The organism is Bifidobacterium apis (assembly GCF_036986835.1).
In the GTDB taxonomy this organism is placed as follows: domain Bacteria; phylum Actinomycetota; class Actinomycetes; order Actinomycetales; family Bifidobacteriaceae; genus Bombiscardovia; species Bombiscardovia apis_A.
Genome location: NZ_BTXD01000002.1, coordinates 580,466 through 606,982 on the forward strand (window position 1 = coordinate 580,466; position 26,517 = coordinate 606,982).

Sequence of the window (26,517 nt, forward strand, 5' to 3'; positions counted from 1 at the left end):
CTGCAGGGTTCGTCGAGCGCGGGTACACGGGTCGAATCCGGACGGATTCAGATATAACCAGGCTTGTGCCCACAAGAACCTTTCAGCTCTCCCCGACTTCGCGACCCGGTCGCTTCCACGGGCTCCGGTTTCCAAACCGTCCAGTCCATGAACCGACGGCGCACGGTGACCGGCCGGGAAGCCATCCGCCAGGATCGGCGACCCGACAACCGTGCAAAATTCATTGCTCGGGAAACAGCCTGATGGTCATTCAACAGGGTTCCGTCCATCTGAATCTGACTGCTTCTTTAAGTATATCCCTTGACCGGCACCATTGTCCACGTCCGAGACGTCCATGCGATAAAGTTCACGGAAACGGGCGTTTTCGCGGTACAGATCGACCGGACGCCCCTGCATGGCGATATGCCCGTCCTGCATAAAGACGACCTGGTCGGCCTCCTCCAGCCCCTGCAGGTGGTGGGTCACCCAAAGAAGAGTGCGATTCTGGCTGACCTTGAAGATCATGGCCATGAGCCGCCGCTCAGTTATGGGATCCAGACCGATGGTGGGCTCGTCCAGAAGGATGATCGGGGTGCGCTTGAGCACAATCCTGGCCAGGGCCAGACGCTGGCGCTGTCCGCCTGAAAGTCGGCCACCGGCCTCATCCACCGGCGTGTCGATTCCCTGGGGCATGTCATCCACGACCTGATCCAGCTGTACAGCCTTCAAGGCCTGGCGAACCTGATCATCATCGGCCTGAGGGGCGCCCAGACGCACATTGGAGGCGATGGTGGTGTTGAAGAGGAAGGCCTGCTGATTCAGGTAGCCAAAGAGTTCAGGACGCTGATCCTGCAAGGCATCGACTGGTATTCCATTAATCAGGATGCGGCCACTGGTGGGGCGCAGGTCGCCAAGGAGCAGCTGAAGAACCGTCGTTTTGCCCTCCCCGCTGGGACCGAGCAGAGCCACCCGCTGCCCACCATCTATCCGAAGGCAAAAGTCGTCCAGCAACAGGGGGTCATCAGGGCCGTAGGAGAAGCTGACATGATCGAAGACAATTGACTTGATCGGACCCTCCAGCTTGGTCTGGGGACTTGGCGCAATCTGCCGGGATTCGACCCGCTCGGTCAAATCATTCAGATGGTCCAGCGAATCAGTATAGAGGGGGACCTCAGCCACGGCCTGGGAGACCACGATGAAGCAGTCGACCAGCGGGAACACCGCCAGGACTACGGCGGCCGCAAAGTCCGCAATGGAGGTGGAGCCGGTCATACGCAGATCAGCTCCAACGATCAGAGCCACCACCATGAGGGCGAAAATCATCTGGATGCCACAGTTGCGCCAGCGTTCAAACCGCTTCTGCTCTCTGCGGCCGGTGGCGATGTCGTTGAAGTCGCCAGACGCCGTATCCACGAAGCGCCGCCGACGGCGGGTAATCACCCAATCCCCCAGGCCCATGTAGCTCTCGGTGACTGCAGTGTACTGGTCCTGCCGCCGTGCCTTCTCCCTGTCGTAACGCCCGTCTGAATAAGCCAGCGAGACCAGCGGGACCAGAATCAGAATCAAAGCGAAAAGCAGGAAGAGCAGGAGTGAGGTCAGCCAGGAGAAGACGCCTACGGCGATGGTGACCACCACCCACATCATGTAGGCCACGACCGTGGGGAAGATGGTGCGCAGGTAGAAGTTCTCCAAGTGGTCCAGATCGTCCGAGAGCATGCCCAGGACCGTGCCCGTACGCTCATGTTCGTTCAGGAAAGCTGCGTCCTTGGAAAGGGTACGGTAAAGCTGAACCCGTAGCTTGGAAACCACCCGAAGCACCCAGTCATGGCTCTTGATGCGCTCCAGGTACTTGAACGTGGGCCGTCCAATGCCGAAGGCCCTGGTCAGGACCACCGGCACGTACACGGCGAAGATGTTAAAGGGGTGGCGGGCTGACCTGCTGATCAGGAAGCCTGATGTAAACATCAGTCCGGCCGCGCACACGAAGGTGATGGTTCCCAGGAAGAAGATCAGGGCAAGCAACCCCTTGTTCTGACGTAGGTAGGGCCAGAACCAATGATCCCGGTGCCAGATATGCACATAGCCCGACAGCCCGCGGCCGCGGCGGGAGGTCTTCGACGATCCCGTGCCGTCTCTTCCGGCGGTTTCAGTCCTGCTGATAGTCGGCAATCTGGTTCCCTCCCATCTCATCAATCAGCGCATCCAAGGGTCCACCTTGACCAATCAGCTCGTGCGGATCGCCCTGGGCCACAATTCGTCCATGCTCCAGCATGATCACCCAGTCCATGTTGGCCAGCCAGTGCAGCCGGTGGGTGGCCAGGACGACCAAGTGCCCGTCCATGATGGGCAACAGGGTCTGCTTCAGGTCGTATTCAGTCTCGATGTCCAGGTGAGCGGTGGGCTCGTCAAAGAACAGAATCTCGCGCGAGGGGTCCAGGATGCCCCTGGCCAGGGCGATTCGTTGGGCCTGACCCCCGCTGATGCCGCGGTTGCCCTCTCCGATTTGGGTGGCCAGACCGTCGGGCAACGTTTTCAGCCAGTCGGTCAGTCCAGCTCGGTCAGCTGCACGGGCCACTTGGGCATCGTCTGCCTCCTGGTTGTAAAAGCGGATGTTGTCGGACACAGTGCCATGGAAAATGAAGGGGTTCTGCGGAATGTAGCTGATGTGCCGCTGCCAGGCAGCCACGTTGCAGTGCTCCAGCTGATGACCATCCAGATCGATGGTGCCTGCCTTGGGCTGGTCAAAACCTGCCAGCAGATCCATCAGCGTGGACTTGCCGGCTCCGGAACGACCGACAATGGCCACCTTGGAAAAACCGTGCAGGTTGAAATCCAGGCCGTTCAGGGCCAGAGGCTGTTCCTCCGAAGTACCGTCGGACCCCCTGATCTGTGAATCCGCAGCAGTTTCGACTGCAGTTCCTTGCGATGTCTTGGAGCCGGACTCTACCGAGGCCGATCCCCCGTCACCGTCATGTGCCTTGACTGCCTTGGGCTTGCGGCTCTTCTTGCTGGTCTTTTGGCTTTCGGACTTGGCCATGGCATCCATTTGCGCCCCGGCTGAAGCATTGCTCTCTACCAGCTTGGGACCAGGATAGGCGAAGTCGATTCCTTCCAGGCGCAGGTGGCTATCTTCCTTCCACCCGGACCAGTCCAGTTCCTCCAAACGCTTGGGCTCTGGCTGGGCCAGCATATCCGCAATGTCGTCCAGGGCGTTCTTGCCGTTCAGCGTGGCGTGGAAATCATCGCCAAACTGGCGGATGGGCATGAAGTACTCAGGAGCCAGAATCAGAGCCAAAAGGGCTGGAAAGAGCTCCACCTTAGCATTGATCAGGTTGTTGCCCAAAAAGACGGCCATGATGGCGATGGCCAGGGTGGCGAAGAAGTCCAGAGCAAAGGTGGAGGTCATTGCCACCCGGATAACGCTCATGGTCCTCTTGCGGAAACGGTCCGAGACCGAATAGATCTCGTCCTCGTACTCCTTGTCAATCCCCAGCATCTTCAGGGTCGGCAGGCCCAGGACCGTATCCATGAATCTGGTGTTGAGCTTGCGGAATTGTGCATATTGTCGACTGGAGCGATCCCTGGCTGCCAGACCCAGGATGACCATGAAGAAGATGAGCAGGGGCAGCATGAGCAGGAGGATGAGCCCGGAACCTGCATCCTGGGTCCAGACCACCACCAGAACGATTAGGGGAATGAAGATGAGATCCATCATCTTTGGCAGGACCGTCAGCACGTAGGTACGTACCTGATCGAGTCCATCCACCAGCATGGTGACGGCCGAGCCCGTGCCTCGCCGCGCCAGAGCCGACGGCCCCAGTGAAAAGACCTTGTCCTGAATACGAGGCCGCAACTCGGCTACGATGGCATCGGCACGGTCGGTGGCAATACGATCCTTGGCCACGTCGCAGAGCTGTCGACAGGTGTAGGCAGCCAGGAAAATCAGCACCGGCACCACCAACACCTTGAGGTCCTTAAGGCGCCAGATACGCACCAGGGCAAGGGTCAACCCATAGGCCTGAACCACCACACCTATTCCCTGGATCAGGGACAGGGCAGCCAGCAGGCCCAAGGTAGACCGGACTCCGTCGAAACGGAAGAGATTTTTGTCAATCAATGCATTATCCTCCGGATGCGCTCCGGTCCTGCCAGCACTGCCCCCCTGCCTCCTTTAACTTTCAGACGGTCTCAGCCACTGTAGCCGAGGGGGTCACAGGCGAGGTCAGATGGCCACCATCAGTGTCCAGCCGCTTGCGCTGGATGAAGTAGCTCCAGATGAAGTAGGCCAGCATGATGGGCAGGAAGATGCAAAGCACCACGGTCATGATCTTCATAGTCAACGGTGAGGCCGAGGCATCCTGAATCAGCAGGTTATGAGCCGGATCATCGGCAATCATCACGCGCGGGAAGAGCCCGTTGAAGATAAAGGCGATGATGGCCATCAAGGTGATGCCCGAGCAAGTGAAGGCATAGCCACCGTGCTTCTTGAAGACGGCAACGTGGCCTCCGATAACCGATGCCAGGATGATTACGGTGATCAGCCAGGTGGACAGCGGACGTGCCCTGTAAAAGTCGGTGTTGAAGATGGCCAGGAGCACGAAGACGACCAGGGCCGGATATGCAATCCAGTAGGCTTTCTCGCTGACGTTGAGCATGCGGCGGGAATCCATGACGCCCAGCTTCAGGCTCAGGAAGTGCAAGCCATGGACGAAGCTGAAGAAGACAACAGCAATGCCGCCGACCACGGACAGCCAGTTGAACACGTCGAAGAACCCAGGCCAGGCATCGCCGTTCTTATCCATGGGGATGCCCTGGATCAGACTGGTCAGCATCATGCCCAGGAAGAAGGGCGCAAAGAGCGAACCGATGAAGTTGGCCCACTGCCAGACACCGCGCTCACGGCTGGTCAGCGCATGGGAGGCGAACTCGAATGAGACACCACGCAGAATCAGAGCGACCAGCACCAGGAAGAGCAGGAGGTAATACCCCGAGAAGAGGGAGGCGTACCAGAGCGGGAAAGCCGCGAACATAGCACCGCCAGCGGTGATCAGCCAGACCTCGTTGCCATCCCAGTGGGGGCCGATGGCCCTCATGAAAGTGGCGCGCTCATCACCGTCACGGGCCACGAACCTGGTGGCCATGCCGACGCCGAAGTCGAACCCTTCAAGCAGAAGGAATCCCGCAAAAAGCAGGCCGATGACAAAGAACCACAAACCTTGTAGAAAACTCATGCTAATGCCACTCTCCTCTCGCTCCTGCCGATCCGCGCACGGGCACGGGGGCCTCCACCATCCCGACGGAGGCCACAGTCGGCCGTGTTTTCCGCCGGAATGAGGAGGAGCAGGAGGTAGTCAATGATGTCGATGAACGCAGGACCAATGGCCATCGTCGTCCGGAACGATCCAAACCGAGGATGGAAATGGACGAACATGCCCCACATCCTCATGACCTGAATCATGTTCGTCCTCCTCTCCCTCATCGCCTAGCCCCTTGCGTCCTTGAGACGCTGGTTCAGTTACTCTCCAACATGGTACGCACGTCGGCCAACTCCAGGACCGACCGCTCATTCACGATCCACTTCAGGACCGAGACCACCTTGCCCTTGAGCTTCAGCGTGCCCATACGGTCGATTTCAGCGACCCCAGCATGGGGACCGAGAGAGCACACGGTCCCTAGGCTTCGGAAGGTGAACCGCTGAGGCTCCTGCCCCCGCATTCTGGCGAGGACGTTTGCAGCCGCGGTATCAGCCTGGGCCATCGAAATCTGTGCAGTGGTTGGGTAGAGCCGACCCGATTCGGGGTCGGGAACGGCACTGACATCACCCACCAGGAACTCCTCTGGATGCTGCTCGACCGACAGGTCATCCCTGACCACTACACGGTTACGCTTTTGATTATACCCGGAATCGGCAATAACGTGGCTACCACGCACACCCGTAGTCCAAATGATCGTATGGGCCTTGAACTCCTGGTCATTGGATACCACGGCATCCTGCTTGACCTCGGTGATTGGGGTCGAGGTGTGGAAGTTGACTCCCCGCTTGCGCAGGTAATCCACAGCCCAGTCGACCAGGTCCTTGCTGAACATGGGCAGGATCTTGGGCGAGGCCTCTATGCAGTCCACCTTGACCTGATCCATGGGGAAGCCCAGGCGTTTCGAGAGCTGGGGCAGACGGTAGACCAGCTCGCCCAGGTACTCGATGCTGGTAAAACCTGCTCCACAGACCACAATGCTCAGATCCAGCGGATCGTGGCTGGTCTGGTAGCGGGCCAGCGTCTGTTCCAACTTCTTGCGGGCCGCCAGGGCGGTGTCCACGTCAACGAGCGGCCATCCGTACTCATCGGCACCCTTGATGCCGAAGGTCTCGGACTCGAAGCCCAGGGCGTTGATCAGGTAATCATAGGACAGAGGATCGTGATGCTCCAGGCTGACCCGGCGGTTGTCCTGATCGATGCCGACCACCTTGTCGACAATCAGCTCCACCGAATCGGGCAGGGACTTGCGCAGGTCGAAGACCACGTCCGCCGGCTCCTTGGTTCCCGCCGCCACCTGGTGCAGCTGGGTGGACTCGTAGTGGTACTCGTTCTTATTGACCAGGACTATATGGGCATCAGTCTTTGCGTGAGCCAGCTTCTTGACCACGCGAAGACCCGCATAACCAGCTCCCAACACCATGATTGTCGTCATAATCACACACCTTTACCGAAAAAATCGTACAATGATTCATATACCGGGTGATGTTGCCCGATCAGCCGATGATTAGGTTCATCACTCAAGCTTCTATGCTCAACGTATCAGATTCCATCATCGGAAACTCTGACATAACAGTCTGCCGGGCCTCCTCTTTTTGTTTGCTTGCTCACACCGTGAACAACTCTGGTGGACGCCTCCGTCCGCCGCTTTGCAGACTAGAAGCATTCCTAGAATCCATGGTAATGCGTAAATAAGAAGAGCGGAACACCGTGTCGGCGTTCCGCTCCTTGGGACTCCATGTCTCTATCGCTGGGGTACCTGGACTCGAACCAAGAATGGATGAACCAGAATCACCTGTGTTGCCAATTACACCATACCCCAATTGGCTGTGCGACAACCGCTTGGACGATTGCCACATGTCGTACCCCCGACCGGATTTGGACCGGTGTTGGCGCCGTGAGAGGGCGTAGTCCTAGACCGCTAGACGACGGGGGCTTCACTTTTCGCCGCGTACGAACCCGGTTCAACAGGTCAGTAGCACAACAAAAAAGAAATATACCCGCTCAAAGGTTTTGGCGCAAGTTGGCCATCCTTCGGAGTGTTGTTCTCTTGCCCAGGATCTCCAAAGACTCGAACAGGGGCGGCGAGACGCGCCTTCCCGAGACCGCCACCCTGACTGGCCCGAAGGCAAGACGGGGCTTATAGCCACCCTCATCCACCAGTGCCTGAGTGAGCAGGCTGTGCAGGTGATCGGTCTTCCAGTCCTGCTCGGGCACATCCTGCAGGGCGGCAATAGCCAGGTCCAGAACCTGCCCAGCCGAGTCCTTGAGCTGTTTGCGGGCATCCGGCTCGGGTTCCAGGTACTCCTCCTGGCTGAGCAGACTGCCCACCATGCCTGATACCTCTCCCAGCAGACGCACGCGAGGCTGGACCAGAGGGGCGGCAGAGCTCAGAATCCGCTGCTCCCGATCACTCAGGTCCTGCCAACGCTCGGCACTCACCAGCCCGTCACGCTTGAGGTAGGGCAGGGAGCGATTCAGGAAGTCCTGCGGCTCCAGCATACGGATGTGCTCGGCGTTGATGGCCACGGCCTTATCGATGTCGAAGTGGGCCGGATTGGCCTTGACATCGCGGATGTCGAAGTGCTCAACCATCTCATCCATGGAGAAGACATCCCGGTCTGGGCCGATGGACCAACCCAGCAGAGCCAGATAGTTGAGCAGGCCTTCGGGAATGAAGCCGTGCTCCCGGTGCAGGAAGAGGTTGGACTCAGGGTCGCGCTTGGACAGCTTCTTCTTGCCCTGGCCCATGACGTATGGCAGGTGTCCGAACAGGGGCATGGCCCGGGCTATGCCCAGCTTCATCAGATACCGGTAGAGGACGATCTGCCGGGGGGTGGAGCTGAGCAGATCCTCGCCGCGCAGGACCACGTTGATGTGCATCAGAGCATCATCCACTGGGTTGGTCAGCGTGTAAAGGGGGTCGCCGTTGGGTCGCACAATCACGTAGTCGGGCACAGACCCGGCCTTGAACTCGATATGACCGCGAATCAGATCGTCAAAGGCGATGTCCTCGTCTGGCATGCGGATGCGCAGGGCGGGTTGCCGGCCCTGATCACGGAAGGCCTGACGCTGTTCGTCGCTCAGATCGCGGTCGTAGCCGTCGTAGCCGAAAGCGGCGGGACGACCGGCAGCCAGGTTGCGCTCCTTGATCTCATCGGCGGTGGAGTAGGACTCGTAGGCGTAGCCGGCATCCAGCAGCTGCCGGGCTACATCGCGGTAGATGTCTCCGCGTTCGGACTGCCGGTAGGGGCCATCCGGGCCCCCGACCTCCACGCCCTCGTCCCAGTCCAGCCCTAGCCACCTGAGCGCCTCCAGGATCTGCCGGTAGCTCTCCTCGCTGTCGCGCTGAGCATCGGTGTCCTCAATGCGGAAGACGAAGGTGCCATGCGAGTGTCGGGCCTGTGCCCAGTTGAAGAGTGCGGTTCGGACCATGCCCACATGCGGGGTGCCGGTCGGCGAAGGGCAGAAGCGGACCCTCAGATCCTTGGGCAGGTCGGGTTTAGCGTCGTGATCATGCTCATCAGTCATGACACCCATTGTGCCCCGGCAAGGCGACGTAGACCAATCCAGCGCAGGAGCCGGTATCAGCCCCGCTGCTGCTCCTGCTGACGGTCCTTGCTGTAGGTCTCCGGAATAAACCTGGTCTGGTCGTGCAGCTTGGGCCAGATGACCACCTGGCCCTGCTCCAAGGAACGCGGCACATCGATGATCCGCTGGTTGTCCGAGCCTCGGAACTGGAGCAGGCTGTTCTTCCGATTCTCCAAGTAGCGTCCGTCCACCAGCACGTCAAGGTAAGAGATCAGCTGGGCCTTGTCCGGAGTTTCCCCCGGCCGGTTCAGCTCCTCCCAGGTATAGCCGGTCCAGCACCAGATATCCTTCTCATGGCCGAACTCGCGCCGGATCCGCTCCGAAAGGCCGAGCAGCATGGGGGTGTTGAGCAAAGGCTCCCCGCCCAAGTAGGTGATGCCCTGCACATAGGACAGCGACAGGTCCTTGATGATGCGGTCCTCAAGCTGCTGGGTATAGGGATGCCCGGCGCCGAAGTCCCAGATGGAGGCGTTGTAGCACCCCTGGCAACGGAAGGGGCAGCCGCTGACGTAGAGGGAGCAGCGAATCCCCTCGCCGTCGGTCATGACCAGACGCTTGTAGTCCGCCACGATTCCCCGACTGAGCCGGCGGCCGTCCCACTGGCCGGCCCTGGGATTGTTGGTCAGCACAGAGGGGACCCCAGGACCGCGCCCCTGTTCATCAGCAGCGAAGTCACGGTGGCCACCTGTCTTTCTCATGGCTCCCTGTTTGTCCGTCATCTGGTCCTCCTCATGACAATGGCGGGCCGCAAACTACCCGACCCGCCATTAACTGCGTCTATTCAGAGCCTATTCGGCCTTGTCGTCGAACCACTCCTTGGTGGATCCGTCCTTGAGGACCACGTGGCCGGTCTCACCCTCCATGTGCTTGACGCGGTGGGCAATCTCCTCGTGCCTGCCGTGGACCATCGGCCGTTGGACCGGGTTGCCCAGGTAACCGCAGGTACGCTTGGTCACGTTGCACTTGTCAGGGTCGTCATTGCCGCATTCGGGGCACTTGAAGCCCTCCTCGGTGGGCTCGAAGTCACCCTCGTAGCCACAGACGAAGCAGTGGTCGATGGGCGTGTTGGTGCCCAAGTAGCCGATGCCGATGTCGTAGGCATAATCCCAGACAGCCTCCAGAGCCTTGGGGTTCTGTTGCATGGATGGGAACTCGCAGTAGTTGATGAATCCGCCCGAGGCCAGGTAGGGGAAGTCCCGCTCGTAGCTGAGCTTCTCCATGGGCGTGGGCCGCAGCCAGACCGGATAGTGGAAGCTGTTGGTGTAGAAGTCGTGGTCGGTCACGCCGTCGACTACGCCGAACTTCTCCTTGTCCATCCGGGCGAAGCGGTCAGTCAGCGACTCGGCCGGGGTGGAGTAGACCGAGTAGTGGTATCCCTCGGCCTTCTCCCACTGCTTGCAGAGCTGATTCATCCGGCGCACGATACTCAGGGCGAATTCCTTGCCATCCGGATCCCAGGAGTGGTCCTTCATCCAGTTCTTGCCGTAAAAGACGCTGGTGGCCTCGTAGAGACCGATATAGCCCAGCGAGACGGTGGCGCGGCTGTTGCGGAAGAGGGTGTCTACACTGTCGGTCGGCTTCAGCCTGCCAAAGGCGCCGTACTGGTAGAGGGTGGGGGCGTTGATGGGCGTGGCTTGCTTGCAGCGCATGATGCGGAACTGCAGGGCGTGGTGGGCCACCTCCATGCGCTGGTCGAATATCTTCCAGAAGCGATCCTTGTCGCCACGGGACTCAAGAGCAATACGGGGGATGTTGACGGTGACGACGCCCAGGTTCATGCGGCCGTCCTCCTCGTCCTCGCCCGTCTCGGGGTTGGTCCAGGCCTGCAGGAAGGAACGGCAGCCCATGGGAGCCTTGAAGGAGCCGGTGATCTTGATCAGGTTCTCGTAGAAGACCACGTCAGGGTACATGCGCTTGGTCGAGCACTCCAGAGCCAGCTGCTTCATGTCGTAGTTGGGATCGCCCTCGTCCGCATTCAGACCGTGCTTGATGGTGAAGACCAGCTTGGGGAAGATGGCGGTGTGACGGTCCTTGCCCAGTCCGCGGATACGGATCAGGAAGATGGCACGCTGAATCTCCCGGGCAAACCAGGAGGTGCCCAGGCCGAAGCCCACGGTGACAAAGGGGGTCTGACCATTGGAGACACGGTTGGAGTTGATCTGGTACTCCATGGTCTGCATGGCATCATAGATGTTCTTGCGGGTCAGGATCTTGGCATAGACCTGACGCAACCGAACAATCTGCGGAGCGTCCAGATCGAAGGGGGCATCCTCACCAATGGGGGCACGATCATCCAGGTGGAGCCAGTCAGCCTCCCGAGCCTTGAGGCCGCGGACGACATCCTTGGCCACGTCGATGGGCTCCTCGTCCGGCAGGACGGCCTCAGCCATGGAATAGTTCTTCTTGTAATCCAGACGCGCATACTTGTCCAGCATCTCATCGCAGCGGTTGACCGTCTGGCCGCCGTACTGAGAGCCGGCGATGTCCTTGATGATCTGGGTGATCTGCGTAGCGGCCGTGCCGATGGACTTGGGCGAGTCCATCATGGCGTTGCCCAGCTCGAAGCCGTGGGCCAGCATGTCGCCGAAGTCAGGCAGGGAGCAGTTGGTCTCGGCCGTAAAGGGCGAGTAGTCCGCGTCGTGGAAGTGGATGTCACCCTTCATATGGGCATTGGAAACATCCTTGGGCAGCATGGCGAAGGCCGAAGCCTTGGAGACCGCGCCGGCCAGCAGATCACGCTGAGTGGCGTAGACGTTGGCATCCTTGTTGGCGTTCTCACGCACCAGGGTTTCGTCCTTGCTGGTCAGACGGTGAACAGCCTCGTTGACATCAGTGGCCTTGGCTCGCTGAATGTCACGGTCAAGGCGGTAGGAAGTATAGGAGCGAGCGATCTCGTAGAGATGGGCATTGACCAGCGCGTGCTCGACCAGAGTCTGGATGTCCTCGATCTTGACCGGATTGGTGTAGCGATCGGTGATCTCGGATTGGACGGTCAGGGCCATACCACGGATCTGCTGGCGATCCTCGGGGCTGACCTCATGCTTGACATCCTTGAAGGCAGCTTCGATGGCGTTCATGATGTTGACGGGATCAAAATCGACGATCCGGCCGTCGCGCTTCTCGACCAGAATGCCGTCGACAGCATCGCGATCCGAAATGCCACGCTCCTTCACGCTATCGGTCATGACCTCAGTATCCATCGTCACTCCTCATACGGTTCATAAGGTTGTTCATGTGCAGTTGCTTTGGCGTTCCCAAATTCCATCCTGGGAACGGCGAATCACATGGATGTCATTCTTGATGACAAGACTCACTCTATCACGTCGTGACCACCATATGTAGTGCCCGAGGGTGATTCGTTTCCTACATTTAGTAATTTTCGTGTTTTGTGAACTGAGTCACAAATAGCGGGGTCTGGACAAGGGCGGCAAATGGCCGAAAGGCTATTGAAGGTCAGTGACAGGCACGACACAGCCGCCCGACACTCCGCACGGTATGCACTTCTTTTGTCGAGACCTCGCTACAAGGCATAGGTCATCTCCACTCCAGCTTCCATCTGTACAGACGCAGAAAGGCGGCCCTGACCAAAAGTCAGAGTCGCCTGCGAACCCCAACGTTTAGACTGCTTGGGGCTGGATGTTCGTCACCATTCCGTCGTAAGAGCTGACAAACCCCTCTCTGACGGCGGCCTCCTGCATCTGTTCATAACTGGCATTGCCGTGATGGGAGAAATGGTTGCACACGAACATAGTGTGCGAATCGGCCAGTCCCATCTTCACCATGCGATCCCTGACTCGCAGATTGTCAGAAAAGTTCATGTGGACGTCGGAGCTGAAATCAGTCAGCCCATGGGTGCAATCCAAGGAAACGTAGTCGTATTTAAGCCCAGCTTTGGCCAAATCCTTCCAGGTCGATTCGTAGAAGTAGGCCGTATCATGCGCATACAGCAGACCGACTTGACCGTCGGTCAGTCCGTAGAAGAGACAATCGCCGAAATGATGGCCATGCTTAGCTTCAAAAGCGTATACCGTGTAGGTCCTGCCATTCCCAGCCGTCACAGTGACACTGTCACCAGGATGAAGTGCATGATACGTTAACTTGTCGTAATCGTAATGCTCCTCCAGGAAGAAAGCCCGCTCGTAAAAGCCTTTGACAGTTTCAGAACCATAGACATCCATGTGGGTGGGATTGCCATCGGCGTACGAATCCATGCGATAAGCCAGATCCTCACCGTAAAAATGATCAGAGTGCCAGTGGGTGATGAAGAGCTGGGTAATTGCCGGCAAATCAAAGTTGTCGTTATCAATAAAATGACAATAAGTATCACCAGGGAAATCAAGCAGGAGTGCATCGTCAACCAGAGCCTGGGACTGGGTACGAATTTCCTTGCCTCCGATGCGTCTGGCCTGCTTGCACAGATCACACATGCAGAAAATGCCAGGGATTCTTTCGGCTGCGGCTGTCCCTAGATGTTCAAACTTCATAATTATTCATACTCCTTTGTGATGGTTGGAAATCTTCATGCCTGGGCAGACACGTCATGCGACTCGGCATAGCGTTTGCGAAGTATGACCCTGTTGCCAACCAGGCAGACCAGAATCCCCAAAATACTGAAGATCGCCAGCATGCCAAAGATCAGGTTATATGCCTTTTGGGTGTCGAAATTGTCGATGATGGCTCCAAAGAGCATGTAAGCAAAGAACGAGGGGCAATACCCGATGAAGGAGGCAATGGACATTGCGGTGGCCGAGATCTCTGAATCTACCCCGTACTCACCTATGGGTGCATAGTAGACGGCGCGCAAAGCCACACAGATGAAAGTCACGAGGCAGCAGAGGACGACCACAGGGATCATCCATCCCGAACTTCGGGGCGTGAAGATAACCAATATGCTGATAACGCAAACGATGACATAGAGCAGCGCCATCCACTGGGGGGTTGTCTTAAACCTCTTTGTGGCTAGCACACCGGACAAAGCCGCTGCAATCAGACCCATAAGCCCAGAATTGACTATTCCGAAAAGACCCGCAGCCGCATCAGACAGTTTGAATGACGCCTGAACGAAAGGAAGAAAGTAAGTGTTGGCAGCCACGTAGATCAAATAGGTGGCAGCTGCACCGAAGCCGGTAGTCCACACAATAGGCAGTTTCATAGCCCGCAGGACCATCGCAGCCCCGTTGTTTTTCGGGGCCTTGCCCTTGACTGTGCCAGCCTGTTCATGCAGGAAGTCCTTGGGAATAAACCGAAGCACGACGAAAGAGTAGAGCATCATGCACACCGGGTAGGTGCACATAGCGATTCGAGCACCGAAAATCTGCGAGCCCCCGAGCGTGAACAATCCTAAGGTGCAGGCATTGAGCACCAGTCCGATGGCGGAACGTATACATTCCTGAGTGCTGAAAGCGGCAGCCTGCGTCCGCTCTGTGGCCAAACTCTTAGTCGACTTCTGAATTGTTGGCCAATAGATGGCATCGCCGAAAAAGCCAAAGGCCGCGAAAGCCAGTATCAGGAACCAGTATGGCAGATGAGGCACTAGGCCCAAAATGAGGGCAAATATTCCATAACCCCACAGATCCACGGCGATGAGCTTGCGGATAGGCAGCAGATCCTGCAACCAACCCAACAGGGCGTAACCGAATATCTGCACGAAGCCTATGAGACCCAGCAAAAATCCAAGCTGGGCATTAGATACCCCTAGAGCCTGGCGAAAGGGTTCGTAAATTACACTCTTGATGCTGGAAAACCAATAAATACAGGTGGATAAGGTAATGACTATGAAAATACCAAACTGTTTTCGAGACATACCCAAGTAGTCCAAGAGCCACTTCATTACCAATCTCCTTATAGGGTTGATGGTGCTTCAACGCACCCGGGCGAAACCGCCCACCCACGTAAGAGCGACTCTGCTTCGAATCACTCAATCCCGTGGAGTCGTGAACCCTTTTAGTTCACAGGGCAAAAAGCTACCCCCCCCCCCCCCGACACAGCACGGCCCGGCAATAACCGGACAGTCAGGTTTTTATAAACGGCCAGAAGAGAAGGTATGAACGCAATAGATTACTAGGCCAGCAAACCCCTTGGCACGAATAGAGTTTGGGTGCGCAGCCGGCGATCAACACTCATGCCCTGCGGAGCCTGTCGACCCGGTTCAATCATGGATAGGAGCATGTCAACGCCCTGGCGACCCATGCGATCCACCTGCTGGGAGATGACCGAAACCTGGGGACTGATCAGTTGAAAGACCTCCAGGTCGTCGAAGGAGACCAGGGGCACACGCGAACGCAAATCGCCCTTCCACTCCATGGCGACAGCCTTGATGGCATCGGCCGAGTATCCGAAGATGACCGCATCCACCCCTCGGCCGAGCAGGCGGCGCATGGTCGAGGCCGCCCGTGGACGGTCCTCAAACCCTTGGCGGACCACCAACCCCGTCAACCCCTGACGGGCATCCACGCCGTCCAGGAAAGCCTGCTCGCGCTCGCGGAAGGTGTAGGAGCGACTCTCTGGGCCCGGAACGAAGGCCACTCGTCTGCATCCCCTGGCTGCCAGAGCGTCCAGGGCCGCCTCCAAGCCGGGCACAGGGTCGGAATCCACCAGAGGGACACCGGGCAGGGTCCGATCCGGACGATCCACGAAAACAACGGGGAATTCTCGCGCCAGCATGGTGCGCAGCATGGGCGACGTAGGCCCGTCAGGCACGACCAGCACACCGTCCATATGCCGAGACAGAAGGATGCGGTAATAGTCCTCCTGCCTGCTGGCCTGGCAAGAGGACACGCCGATCAGGGGCGCGTAACCTGCCGAGTAGAGCTGGTCCTGGACGGCGTAGACCAGCTCGGAGAAATAAGGGTTGCGGATGTCGGGTACCAGCAGACCTACGGCATGCGAGCGCGAGGATCGCATGGAACGGGCTCGGCTGTCGGGGATGTATCCCAGCTCCATGGCAGCCCTGCGAACCCTGTCCTTGGTGGGCGGGGAGATACGCCCCTTGTCATTGAGCGCCTGGGAGACCGTGGATACGGACATACCCGCCTGCTTGGCCACATCACTGATGGTCACCGACATGGGAACCCTCCGTCGAACCCTACCGAAATCGGTTGTCTTGCTCCGGACGGGACCGACAGCGGTCGGCCCGCACGGACCTCTCGTGAGTCTCCAGTATAAGGGCAAATGATGCAACCTTTCATCACGGCGAGGCAGGACCGGCTGGGTTGGACTAGAGTGGTCTTGTTCGCGCGGCTGGTGGCAGCAGCCGTAGCACACATCGCAGAATTCCATCGGTCAAGACCGTATCGAATCGTCGCGCGGGCTCCTCACCTTCCCGTAGCGGCCCCGATGCGGATGGGCACCAGGGGTGCCGGAGAGGCAAGGTGACAGTGATGAGCATGTCGGAGAATAGCGGCTTCAGGAGACTTCCCGGCCACAAACTGATTGTGCGGGCGCTCGCCCTGGTAGCGGCGCTCTGTATGGCAGCTACGAGCGCAGCCTGCGGGGCCAGAGGGGCAGACAACAAGGCCGATGACGGCTCCAAACTCTCCTTCATGCTGGATTGGACACCCAACACCAATCATGTGGGCATCTACGTGGCCCGGCACCTGGGGTACTTCGACAAGGCCGGCTTGAAGCTGACCATCCTGCCGACGGCCCAGGCAGGAGCCGAGACCTCCGTGCAGAACGGAGTTGCCGACGTAGGCTTCTCCAAGCTGAGCAACCTGGCCACCTTCAACTCCCAGGGAGCCGACCTGCGGCAGGTCTTCAACATAGGCCAGCATTCCGTGGCGCGCTGGTGCTCATTGGCCTCGCGCACCGACATCCAGACCCCTAAGGACTTCGACGGCAAGACCTTCGTCAGCTTCGGCTCGGCCGAGCAGACGGCTGTGGTCAAGCAGATGATCCGCTATGCAGGTGGCAAGGGAGACTTCAAACGGGTGACCAGCGGCACCAACACCTTCGCCACCCTGACCAGCGGCAAGGGAGACTTTGCCGGGTTCTACGCCAACTGGGAGGGCGTGGAGAGCGAGCTCAAGGGCCCGGCACTGCACTGCTTCACCCAGGCCGACTGGGGGGTGCCCGGCAACCCCGACCAGCTGGGCTTCGTGGTCAAGAACTCCTGGCTACAGCAGGCCGGCCACCGTCGCGCCCTGACGGCTTTCGTCAAGGCCTGCCTGAAGGGATACAACTACGCTCTGAGCCATCCAGACCAGGCGGCGGACATCCTGGTCAAGGAGACCAAGGGATCGGCCATCGACCCAACCCTGGCCAAGCGCTCCATGGAAAGCATCGTCAAGGAGGGGTACTGGGTTGACAGCCCGGATCAAAGAAGCATCACCGGGCTGATCAACGTCAAGGATGCCCAGGACTATCTGGACTTTCAGTTCAAGGCGGGCACCTACCGGGACGCCAAGAAGGGCGACCCCAACAAGGCCCCTCAGGCCACGGACTTGTGGACTGATCGCTACGTTCGGGAAGCAGCCGGTCAATGAGGGCGCGGAAGCAGAGCAGAACCCGGGCGCTGCCCCCGACACTCACCCTGCTGGCGCTCCTGATCATCTGGGAGATGGCTGCCCGCCTGGGCGGAGTCAGCGAACAGGCTCTACCAGCACCCAGCCGAATCCTGGCTGCCACAGTGCAGTCCCGGGAGGACCTGTTGCCCGCCACCGCCATCACCGCCCTTGAGGGCCTTCTGGGTTTCCTCCTGGCCTCGGTCCTGGGAATAGTGATCGGCCTGGCCCTCTACAGCTGGCGCACCTTGCACGACGCCCTCTACCCCCTGATCGCTGGCGCCCAGATGATTCCTCTGATCACCATCGCCCCCCTTTTCGTGATCTGGTTCGGATTCGAGCCAGTAGGCAAGGTGGTCATCGTGGCCGTCTTTGCCCTTTTTCCTATAGTGGTGCAGACCTACCGGGGACTCAAATCCGTGCCCCGCTTCTACCAGGATGTAGCGCTGAACTGCGGGGCAACACGAATTTGGACCCTCTGGCACGTCAAGCTGCGAGTGGCAGCCGGGCAGATCTTCGGCGGTCTGCGCATCAGCGCCGCCTATGTCTTCGCGACCGCGGCCACCTCGGAGTATCTGGGTGCCAGGAACGGCCTGGGCATATGGCTGCAATCAGCCTTCAACTCCTTTAGAACCCCGCTGATCTTCTCGGCCACCCTGGTCATCATCCTGCTGACCGCCGTCCTACTGGGCCTGATCACCCTGACTGAACGGCTACTGCTGGGCGATGCCGGCGATGATCACATGGTCAATCCAGACGACGAGTGAAGGGTCCTGCAGCAGCAACCACACACCGAACCTGACAGACCGTCCAAGGCAAATATGACGAGTCTCCTACCCCCTGATATCCCCTGAGTTATCCATGACTAGCAAACAGAAGAACTGGCCTGCCATAATAGGGATGTACGAAGAAGTCTGATCCGGAATAATCAATAGAAGATGAGAGGGACGATATCCATGAGCCATCCAGATGATACCAACAACGGGAACCAAGCCCCAAATGACCAGGGTACGGCTAACGGAACCGGCTCAGGACCCGCAGCCTACCTGAATCAGCCTCAACCAGGACAATCCAGTTATGCGCCGACAGCCTCGCATCAGAACGACATCTACCATCCAATCAGCGAAGCCCAAAAACCTGCCGACAGTTACCGCGGAGAACAACCAAACCAAGGACAGCCATACGGTCAACAGCCACAGGGTCAGCAACCAGGCTACAACCAGCAACAGCCCTATGGTCAACAGCAGCAGGCGCCCTACGGTCAAGGTCAGGATCCTGGTCAAGCAAATGGCCAGCCCAATGGCACAACCCCGCCGGCTGGCTATACATCTAACAACCCTTATCAGTCGCCTGAAGGTTGGTCGCAGGCAGGCTATCAATCGGGGTATCAGGCAGGGTACCAGCCCGGACCTCAGGTCCCGCAGTATCCGGCCTATCCCTATGCGGATGCCGGGTACAATGGCGAGCCGCCACTGAATGCACCCTGGTACGGCATTGACTTCGTAAACGCCTGCAAGCGTTTCTTCGTCAAATATACCGTCTTCTCCGGGAGGGCCTCCCGTGGGGAATTCTGGTGGGCTTTTCTAATGATCTTCCTCATCAACCTTGCAATCTCGATCATCAGCTCAGGATCCACCTTTGTGGGACGGATTCTGTCCCTCCTGGTCACCATAGGACTTTTCATACCCAATCTGGCCGTGAGTATACGGCGCCTTCATGACACCAATATGTCCGGCTTCTGGATACTCCTGCCCTTCGTAAGCGAGCTGGTGGGCAGCGTCCCTCTGATCTTCGCCATCGTGGCTATTGCAGACGGGCATCCGGAATCCTCGCTCTCCCTGCTTGGCTTGGGCGTATTGATTGTGATCGCCGGAACCGTCGCTGGGATCATTCTGCTGGCCCGGCCCAGCGATCCACGAGGAGCCCGTTTCGACCGCTGAATCGAATCTGCCCCTCGCCTTGACTTGTGGCTCGGCGAGGGGCAGATGTTCTCAAAGTTCCACGGGGGGCTTGTTGGGGTCCTCGGGCACATGGGCGAACTTGGCCTGCAGGGCCTCGCGGCTCTTGCGCTCGTCATCCTCCTTGGCCTTGCGCTTGGCTTCCTCGGGGTCCCAGAGCACCTCCTGACGATGGTGGTCCCACTCTGCGCCCACTAGAGGGGCCAACAGGTCGGCGAAAGCCTCAGGATCATCCAGCACCTTCAGGGCGCGGACGACATCCTCGTCAGACAGGAAGGCCCGGGGAATGCCCAGTCGCTCGTTGAGCTCATTGACATAAACCAGGACCGGTGCGGCGGCGGCAGCATGGTCAGAGTCGGCGCCTGCGCACTGAAGCAGATTACGGCAGATCTCCAGACTCGTAGCCAGAGCATGAGCCACCCCCTCTTTGCCCAGTGGGGATTCGGGGGATTTGTTCTGCTCATCCAGGGACTGCTCGACCTTGGTCACACCGGCAACCACATCCTGTTGCCGGGCCTGGTTCCAGCCGCTGCCCAAGGTTTCGGCCAAATCCGCAAGCGTCTTGGACTGGTCGTCCTGCGCCTGTGCAGCAGCTTCAATGGCGTCGTTGGCCGCCATGAGCGCATCCACCAAATCCTGGGGACGGCCAGGGATGTCCTCAGCGCCCTCATAGACGTATTCAGCGTCGGGGATGGTCACATCCTCGCCCGTCATCAGCTGCGCCAGCACCATGCTGATGCGCACCTGCAGGTCCTCCGCATACTTGGCGTCGTTGGCCAGATGCTCGGCATTCGTCAAGGGCCAAAGGTCTACCAGCCTGGCCCCCTGCTCAGCTGCCTGGGCCAGGGCGGGCCGTCCGGCTATCGCCTTCGCGCTTGCCTGTACATCCACCATGATCATCACGCTCCTTCATCGGGTTCTCGGACAGTCATCCACGACAGTATCCTCAGCCATCCTAGGCCGCTCAAGCGGTCTTTACATGCCTGCCGCCGGGTCCGCATAGGCGATTCCCAGCAATTTTCCGGTTTTACAGTCCAGGGTGATGGAGGTCACCGAGGCCAGGGCGGTGGCCCTAAGGAGCATATTGTGCTCGGGGTGGCCGGTCTCCAGGAGATGACGATACGACCAGATGGGCGACTCATGCGAAACGGCAAGGACCTGCGCATCAGGATGGCTGCGAACAACCTGCCGGACGAAATCCCCCACTCGTCGGGCGATATGCCGATAGGACTCCCCCCAGCTGGGACGGCGCAGGTCCAGGATCAGCCGCAGGTTTGAGGGTCGCCAGAGGGCCCCCTGCCCGTGACCGATGCGCTTGCCGCGGAATTCGTTGCCGGCCTCGACCAGACGACGGTCGTAGATAGGCTCCAGCGGTTTCAATCCGTGCTGAACACGAGCGGGGTTGATCTGCTCAAGCAAGATGGCCGTGGTCTCCCGGGTCCTGTCCAGCGGAGAGGAGTAAACGGCTGCCAGATCGCGCATGCCAGGAGCCTCGGCCATAAAGCGGGCCGTAGCCTCGACCATAGCCCTGCCTCTGTCAGACAGATGGAATCCCGGCAATCGCTCATAGAGAATATGATCGGGATTATCAACCTGGCCATGACGGACGAAATGAATGGTCGTCGCAGGCACGACCCACCTCCCAAGCTCCCCGACGGGCCCCTTAAGTGACCATGGCGGGGGGTAGAATTATCACTATCCGAATGGCACCGATCAGGCGCCAATATGGTTACCACTGTAGCAGTCCCCCCAGCATCCCCACTTCCTTTTCGTGCGTCTAGAAGGTCTTGTGGAAAACATGCTTCGGGACCGTGAAAACACCAAGGGAAAGCGAGACGAACAGCCCATGCCACGGCAACTGAAGGCGGCTCTGGTCGAAGCCGGTCACAGAGTCTTCGGAGGATACTCAGCGCTTCTGCGACTGCCTCATACGGCGCGGTTCGCAGTCGGATCGGTCATTGCCTCCATGCCCTTCCCCATGGTGGGCATGACCATCACCATCTCGGTGCAGCACTACTACGGCAGCTATTCCCTGGCCGGCGCTCTGACCGCCATCCAGGCCGTGGCCCTGGCCCTGATCAGCCCCATGCTGGGCAAATTGGTCGACAAGTTCGGCCAGCGGCAGGTCTCCATCCCCACGGTTCTGGTCTGGATCGTGGCCGCCACGGTCCTGATCACGGCCATCACCGCCCACGCTCCCACCTGGGTGCTCTACCTGGTCACCCCCTTCATGGCAGCCATTCCGCCCTGGGGAGCCATGAGCCGTAGCCGGTGGACACATCTGCTGCGTGGCGACCATCGGGCCACCAACCAGGCCCTGTCCCTGTCAGGCGTCTTCGATGAGGCCATGTGGGTGATCGGCAACCCACTGGCTTCCATACTGGCGGTTATTTCAGGCGTGTTGGCCTTCTCCTTCACCGGGATTTGCGTGCTGGTCGGGGCCTTCATGTTCCTCTCCTGCCGAGAAACCGAGCCGCCCTCGCAGACGGACATGGCCCGCGCCCAGGGCATCACCCGCAAGGAGTACCGGGAGCGGCAGGCTCAACAGGTGGCTCGCCTGCGGGCACAGGAGGGCGGGAACGGCCGCAGCGGGGCCTTCTGGAGCGCCGGCATGATTGCCGTCTGTGCCACCTGGTTCGGTCTGGGAGCCTTCCAGAGCGCGGCTTCTATCTCCATCATCGCCTTCGCCACCGAGCAGGGGATGAAGCAGATGACCGGGTTTGTTTTCGCCTGCTTCTCCTTCAGCTCCCTGGTCGGCGCCCTGCTTTACGGGGCCAAGAACTGGACCATCCCCCTCTGGAAGCGTTTCTACTTCTGCCTGCTGGTGGTCAACCTGGGCATCGGAACCTTCATGTTCGCCAGGAATCTGTGGACCATCATGGTCATCTACCTGATCATCGGCGTCTGCCAGGCACCCACCTGGATCAACGGCAACCAGCTCATGCTCCACCTGGTGCCACCCATCCGATTCACCGAAGGCATGGCCTGGCTGAGCGCCATGAATTCGATCGGGTCCTCGGCCGGTTCGGCTGTGGCCGGGCAGTTCATCGACCGCTACGGATCCCAGGGCGGATTCGGGGTGGTCACTGCTCTGGCTCTGGCCTCGCTGGCCATCGCCTTTGTGGGCTTCCGCCAGATCCGCAACAGCACCGAGGAGCCCATTCTGACCGAGCTGCCCGCCTGAGGGCGTAACGTAAGGCTTTTGCGCACAAGCGGCTCCCGGTACCCCGCCAACACAGGAGGAATGATTGAATGGGCTACCGTGCGTAGATTAATCGGACAGTTGCTCAAGTTCGGCATCGTGGGCGTCATCGCCTTCCTGATCGACATCGGCATCATGAACCTGCTGATCATGGGTCCGCATCTGAACAATGTCCTGGCAGGAGCCATCTCCTTCCTGATCTCCCTGGTTTTCAACTATCTGGCCAGCATGCGCTACGTCTTCAAGCATCGGGAGGACATGGCCCGGTGGATGGAGATGGCGGTCTTCCTGGTCTCCTCGGTCATCGGCCTGGGGATCAACGAGGTGATCCTGTGGATGGGCACCGCCATGCTGCCCCCGGATGCCATCACCACCATGCACGCCCGCTACCTGCTCTACGCCAACATCGCCAAGATCACAGCCACCGTGGTGGTGGCCATCTGGAACTTCCTGATCCGCAAATGGCTGCTGGACGCGCCAGCCCCCGGCAAGCCGGTCAACCCGCGTTCGGTGGCCCACCGTCTGGGGGCCTGGTCCCTAAGTCATCGGCCCTTCGGCTGGCGCTGAACCAGCCCGTCCGGTCGAGGCTACTATGGGACGGGAATAGTCAGCTATCCGCCGGGCGGACCGAATCATCCTGATTGGTCATGCCGGGCGGACCCGAAAGGAAGCACCATGCCCGTTATCCACACTCACGTAAGCACGCCCCTTACCGCCGAACAGCGCGAGCGGATCAAGACCGCCTACGGCAAGGCCATCACCGCTGTCCCCGGCAAGTCCGAGGGCTGGCTCATGTGCCCCTTCGAGTCGGACATGCCCATCTACTTCGGTGGTGATGACAGCAAACCGGCGGCCTATGTTGAGGTCAACGTCTTCGGCAGCGATGTGCCCAAGTCCGCTTGGGAAAGCCTGACCAAGACCATCATGGATACGTTGGAATCGGAGCTGTCCATCCCCAAGGACCGCACCTACATCCGCTACACGGCCACCACCGACTGGGGTTGGAACGGCGGCAATTTCTAAATCGGATAATGCCCTGTAACGCATAAGGAGGCCTTCCCGCGCATAATCCGCTGCGGGAAGGCCTCCTGCTTAAGCCCAGATCCCTATTTCAAGGGATCCTTATGGGATAGGTCGCATTTGCTACTCAGCGACGACCTTGACCGTGAAAGCAGCCGAGATCTCGGGGTGCAGAGCTACGGTTGCCGGGAACTCGCCAGTGGTCTTGATGGTCTCCACGGAGATGGCGCGGGGATCCACGTCGGCCAGGGGGCGAAGGGCCTGGGCGATGGCATCGTTGGAGATGCCGCCGAAAAGCTTGCCCGAATCGGACACCTTGGCTGCGATCTCGACGGTCTGCCCATCGATGGCGGTCTTGGCAGCCACAGCATCCTCACGGGTAGCCATGGACTTGGCGCGACGGGCCCGCTGCAGGGACTCGATCTGCGCGGCGGCGCCCTTGGACCAGGCGAAAGCCAGTCCCTGGGGAATCAGGAAGTTGCGCGCATAGCCGGGCTTGACTGCGACGACGTCGCCCTTGTGACCCAGATCGGTCACGGTATCGGTCAGAATAACCTTGGTTTCCTTTGCCATAATCCTGACCTCCCTCAGCGACCGTTGGTGGCGTAGGGCAGCAGGGCCATCTCACGGGCGTTCTTGATTGCCTTGGAGATCTCGCGCTGCTCCTGGACGGTGACGCCGGTGATGCGGCGGGAACGAATCTTGCCGCGGTCAGAGATGAACTTGCGCAGCAGAGCCACGTCCTTGTAATCGATGGTATGAATCTTGGCGGCCCTCAGAGGATTCGGCTTCTTCTTGAAGGGCTTGACCGGCGGTTGCGGCCTTTTACGTGACATTGGTACTCCTTAAATGAATGATGACGCTATGAAACTTCAGAATTCGGGTTCGTCCCCGGAACCACCGAACTCACCGGTGGACCCGAAGGATCCGAAGGAATCGCCGGACCCGGTCGATGACCAGGGATCCTGAGCAGGGGCCTGCTGGCTCTGCGCTGGCTGCTGACGACCCATGGGGGCCGATGCCGCGCCGGCGCCGCCCTGGTAGGAAGCCCCACCCTGGTATCCGCCGTTGTTGGAGCCAGCGAAACCACCACGGGATCCTCCGCCACCAGTGTTGGCATTCCTGGTGACCTGGGCGGTGTTCCGTGTCAGTGCGGGTCCAATCTCGTCCAGACGCAGCTCCACGACCGTGCGGTTGTTGCCCTCACGATCCTGATAGGAGCGCTGCACCAGACGACCCTGAGCGATCACCCTCATGCCCTTGGTCAGGCTGGCCTGAATGTTGGAGGCCATGGGACTGTAGGTGGAATCCCAGGCCGAGCAGCGTATGAAGAGCGAGTCGCCGTCCTCCCACTGCCCGGAGTTCCTGTTGAACTGCCTGGGCGTGGACGCGATGGTCAGGTTGGCCACCGTGCCTCCATTGGAGGTCGTACGCACCTCCGGATCCGCAGTGAGATTACCCACCACGGTGATGTATGTATCTCCCGCCATGTCACGACCTTTCCTCGGAATGAGGACTTGGGAATGGGCCTGCTGGGGCGAATGTCAGCCGACGCTTCGATGTCCTTTTACTGTTTGCTTACTTGTCATCCTTGCGAAGAATCTTGGTTCGGATGACGGACTCGTTCAGGTTGAGCACACGATCGAGCTCAGCGCTGGCGGAAGGCTCGCAGGTGTACTCGACCACCACGTAGTTGCCTTCCTTATGCTTGTCGATCTCGTAGGCCAGCTTGCGACGGCCCCAGACATCGATGTTGTCGACAGAGCCGCCTTCCTTGGTGACCACCTCGAGATACTGGTCGGTCAGCTTCTTCAGCGAGCGCTCATCCATGGCCGGATCGGCAATGAACATCAATTCATACTTATGCGCAGACATCACCCACCTCCTTTGGACTTACAGGTCACGGACCTTCCGTGACAGGAGGGTGTATTGCACGCCAATCGTGGCTGAACGATCCTCTGGCCACGACGGGAACCAGACTAGTTTACATCCAAGGGTGGTACAGCTACAAATATCAGTGTCCCTGCTCCCGATAGCGAGCCTCGACTGCCTGCTTATCACCTACCCACCACCTGCGGTGACGGCGATACCAGTCGATCGTCTCTGCCAGACCCTGCTCGAAGTCTCGGTGCAGAGGCCGCCAACCGAGATCCCGTCGTATCTTTCCGGCATCGATGGCATATCTACGATCCCCTCCAGGCCGATCTGCCACCAAATCGAATTCGTCTGGCCCACGGCCCATGAGGCGCAGGATCATCCTGAGCACCTCCATGTTGCTCAACTCGCCATCCGCGCCGATGAGGTAGGTTGATCCAGGCGCTCCATGGACCAGGATGCTCCAAATGGCCCGGCAGTCATCCTCCACATGGATCCAATCCCGGACCGCACGTCCTTGGCCATAGATTCGTGGACGGATTCCGGACAGGATGTTGGTGATCTGCCGAGGAATGAATTTTTCAATGTGCTGATAGGGACCGTAGTTGTTGGAGCAATTGGAGATGGTCACGCGGGTCCCATAGGTGCGCCACCAGGCTCGCGCTAAATGGTCCGCCCCTGCCTTGGTGGCCGAATACGGACTCGAGGGCCGGTAAGGGCTGGCTTCGGTGAAACGGTGCGGATCATCGAAGCCGAGATCGCCGAAAACCTCATCAGTGGACACCTGATGGAAGCGAAGGCCGTGGCGACGGGCGGCCTCCAGCAGAACATAGGTGCCATAGAGATTGGTCCTGATGAAGGGCGCTGGATCCTGGATGGAGTTGTCGTTGTGTGACTCAGCCGCAAAATGAACGATGGCATCAACATGATACTGGCGGATGGCCCGTTCCACGGATTCGGAGTCGCAGATATCGGCATGGACTATGTCGATTCGATCGGGAATAAGGCCATGGAGGTTATCCATCTTGGCTGCATAGGTGAGCAGATCGTAAACCACGATGTGCGTGTCGGGATGGTGGGCCAGCACATAACGCACAAAGTTCGTACCGATGAACCCGGCACCCCCCGTCACCATCAGG

At 59.3% G+C, this 26,517-nt stretch carries 24 protein-coding genes and 2 tRNA genes; 6 read left to right on the plus strand and 20 right to left on the minus strand.

Features of this window, described 5'->3' with window-relative positions; all coding sequences use genetic code 11:
- Positions 1-246: 246 nt before the first annotated feature.
- From cydC to AACP62_RS06190, 13 genes are all read right to left on the minus strand, one after another.
- A complete protein-coding gene (cydC, locus tag AACP62_RS06130; RefSeq protein WP_339347079.1) occupies positions 247-2,148 on the minus strand; it encodes a thiol reductant ABC exporter subunit CydC in 1,902 nt (633 codons plus the stop codon).
- Positions 2,126-4,096, minus strand: coding sequence for an ABC transporter ATP-binding protein/permease (locus tag AACP62_RS06135; RefSeq protein WP_339347080.1), 1,971 nt, complete (start codon positions 4,094-4,096; stop codon positions 2,126-2,128). The genes cydC and AACP62_RS06135 overlap by 23 nt, the downstream gene beginning before the upstream one ends.
- A gap of 61 nt (positions 4,097-4,157) precedes the next feature.
- On the minus strand, positions 4,158-5,210 hold the full coding sequence (cydB, locus tag AACP62_RS06140) for a cytochrome d ubiquinol oxidase subunit II (RefSeq protein ID WP_029677677.1): 1,053 nt from the start codon (positions 5,208-5,210) through the stop codon (positions 4,158-4,160).
- Positions 5,207-5,437 (minus strand): hypothetical protein, encoded by a 231-nt coding sequence (locus AACP62_RS06145; protein ID WP_339347082.1) that lies wholly within the window; start codon positions 5,435-5,437, stop codon positions 5,207-5,209. The genes cydB and AACP62_RS06145 overlap by 4 nt, the downstream gene beginning before the upstream one ends.
- A 53-nt stretch (positions 5,438-5,490) precedes the next feature.
- Positions 5,491-6,666 carry an NAD(P)/FAD-dependent oxidoreductase gene (locus AACP62_RS06150; RefSeq protein WP_029677674.1) on the minus strand — a complete coding sequence of 392 codons (1,176 nt, stop codon included), beginning with the start codon at positions 6,664-6,666 and terminating at the stop codon, positions 5,491-5,493.
- Between the two features lie 315 nt (positions 6,667-6,981).
- Positions 6,982-7,053: transfer RNA gene (locus AACP62_RS06155), tRNA-Gln, on the minus strand.
- A gap of 41 nt (positions 7,054-7,094) precedes the next feature.
- Positions 7,095-7,167, minus strand: a tRNA-Glu gene (locus AACP62_RS06160).
- A gap of 68 nt (positions 7,168-7,235) precedes the next feature.
- Positions 7,236-8,762, minus strand: coding sequence for a glutamate--tRNA ligase (gltX, locus tag AACP62_RS06165; protein WP_339347083.1), 1,527 nt, complete (start codon positions 8,760-8,762; stop codon positions 7,236-7,238).
- Between the two features lie 56 nt (positions 8,763-8,818).
- Positions 8,819-9,541 (minus strand): anaerobic ribonucleoside-triphosphate reductase activating protein, encoded by a 723-nt coding sequence (gene nrdG / locus AACP62_RS06170; RefSeq protein ID WP_339347084.1) that lies wholly within the window; start codon positions 9,539-9,541, stop codon positions 8,819-8,821.
- A 69-nt stretch (positions 9,542-9,610) separates the two neighbouring features.
- Entirely contained in the window at positions 9,611-12,007 is a 2,397-nt protein-coding gene (gene nrdD / locus AACP62_RS06175) for an anaerobic ribonucleoside-triphosphate reductase (RefSeq protein WP_339347085.1), read from the minus strand.
- A 432-nt stretch (positions 12,008-12,439) separates the two neighbouring features.
- Entirely contained in the window at positions 12,440-13,306 is an 867-nt protein-coding gene (locus tag AACP62_RS06180) for an MBL fold metallo-hydrolase (protein ID WP_339347086.1), read from the minus strand.
- 35 nt (positions 13,307-13,341) lie between these two features.
- Entirely contained in the window at positions 13,342-14,652 is a 1,311-nt protein-coding gene (locus AACP62_RS06185) for an MFS transporter (protein WP_339347088.1), read from the minus strand.
- Positions 14,653-14,882: 230 nt separating this feature from the next.
- A complete protein-coding gene (locus tag AACP62_RS06190) occupies positions 14,883-15,887 on the minus strand; it encodes a LacI family DNA-binding transcriptional regulator (protein WP_339347090.1) in 1,005 nt (334 codons plus the stop codon).
- 314 nt (positions 15,888-16,201) lie between these two features.
- Between AACP62_RS06190 and AACP62_RS06195 the strand changes: the two genes are divergently transcribed.
- The 3 genes from AACP62_RS06195 (at position 16,202) to AACP62_RS06205 (ending at position 19,263) form a co-directional block, all read left to right on the plus strand.
- Positions 16,202-17,305, plus strand: coding sequence for an ABC transporter substrate-binding protein (locus tag AACP62_RS06195; RefSeq protein WP_425332918.1), 1,104 nt, complete (start codon positions 16,202-16,204; stop codon positions 17,303-17,305).
- Entirely contained in the window at positions 17,302-18,090 is a 789-nt protein-coding gene (locus tag AACP62_RS06200) for an ABC transporter permease (protein ID WP_029677666.1), read from the plus strand. The genes AACP62_RS06195 and AACP62_RS06200 overlap by 4 nt, the downstream gene beginning before the upstream one ends.
- Positions 18,091-18,279: 189 nt before the next feature.
- Positions 18,280-19,263, plus strand: a complete 984-nt coding sequence (locus AACP62_RS06205; RefSeq protein ID WP_339347092.1) for a DUF805 domain-containing protein — start codon at positions 18,280-18,282, stop codon at positions 19,261-19,263.
- A 51-nt stretch (positions 19,264-19,314) separates the two neighbouring features.
- Here AACP62_RS06205 and AACP62_RS06210 read toward each other — a convergent pair whose 3' ends face one another.
- Together AACP62_RS06210 and AACP62_RS06215 are read right to left on the minus strand one after the other, a co-directional pair.
- Positions 19,315-20,175: a hypothetical protein gene (locus AACP62_RS06210; protein ID WP_339347093.1), complete on the minus strand. Its 861-nt coding sequence runs from the start codon at positions 20,173-20,175 to the stop codon at positions 19,315-19,317.
- Positions 20,176-20,256: 81 nt separating this feature from the next.
- A complete protein-coding gene (locus tag AACP62_RS06215) occupies positions 20,257-20,913 on the minus strand; it encodes a histidine phosphatase family protein (protein ID WP_339347094.1) in 657 nt (218 codons plus the stop codon).
- A 214-nt stretch (positions 20,914-21,127) separates the two neighbouring features.
- On the opposite strand from AACP62_RS06215, the gene AACP62_RS06220 reads away from it, so the two are divergent.
- From AACP62_RS06220 to AACP62_RS06230, 3 genes are all read left to right on the plus strand, one after another.
- Positions 21,128-22,465 (plus strand): MFS transporter, encoded by a 1,338-nt coding sequence (locus tag AACP62_RS06220; RefSeq protein ID WP_339347095.1) that lies wholly within the window; start codon positions 21,128-21,130, stop codon positions 22,463-22,465.
- Positions 22,466-22,543: 78 nt separating this feature from the next.
- On the plus strand, positions 22,544-23,050 hold the full coding sequence (locus tag AACP62_RS06225) for a GtrA family protein (RefSeq protein ID WP_198206235.1): 507 nt from the start codon (positions 22,544-22,546) through the stop codon (positions 23,048-23,050).
- Between the two features lie 108 nt (positions 23,051-23,158).
- Positions 23,159-23,506, plus strand: coding sequence for a phenylpyruvate tautomerase MIF-related protein (locus AACP62_RS06230; RefSeq protein ID WP_045934997.1), 348 nt, complete (start codon positions 23,159-23,161; stop codon positions 23,504-23,506).
- A 120-nt stretch (positions 23,507-23,626) separates the two neighbouring features.
- On the opposite strand, the gene rplI is transcribed toward AACP62_RS06230, so the two are convergent.
- The 5 genes from rplI to rfbB all read right to left on the minus strand — a co-directional run bounded on the left by rplI (position 23,627) and on the right by rfbB (position 26,513).
- The gene (rplI, locus tag AACP62_RS06235; RefSeq protein WP_045934996.1) at positions 23,627-24,076 is read right to left on the minus strand and encodes a 50S ribosomal protein L9; all 450 of its coding nucleotides are present in this window, start codon (positions 24,074-24,076) and stop codon (positions 23,627-23,629) included.
- 14 nt (positions 24,077-24,090) lie between these two features.
- A complete protein-coding gene (gene rpsR, locus AACP62_RS06240) occupies positions 24,091-24,339 on the minus strand; it encodes a 30S ribosomal protein S18 (protein WP_015021310.1) in 249 nt (82 codons plus the stop codon).
- Between the two features lie 36 nt (positions 24,340-24,375).
- Positions 24,376-24,993: a single-stranded DNA-binding protein gene (locus AACP62_RS06245; protein WP_339347100.1), complete on the minus strand. Its 618-nt coding sequence runs from the start codon at positions 24,991-24,993 to the stop codon at positions 24,376-24,378.
- Between the two features lie 88 nt (positions 24,994-25,081).
- Positions 25,082-25,378, minus strand: a complete 297-nt coding sequence (rpsF, locus tag AACP62_RS06250) for a 30S ribosomal protein S6 (protein WP_015021308.1) — start codon at positions 25,376-25,378, stop codon at positions 25,082-25,084.
- Positions 25,379-25,517: 139 nt separating this feature from the next.
- Entirely contained in the window at positions 25,518-26,513 is a 996-nt protein-coding gene (gene rfbB, locus AACP62_RS06255; RefSeq protein WP_339347322.1) for a dTDP-glucose 4,6-dehydratase, read from the minus strand.
- Between the last annotated feature and the right edge of the window lie 4 nt (positions 26,514-26,517).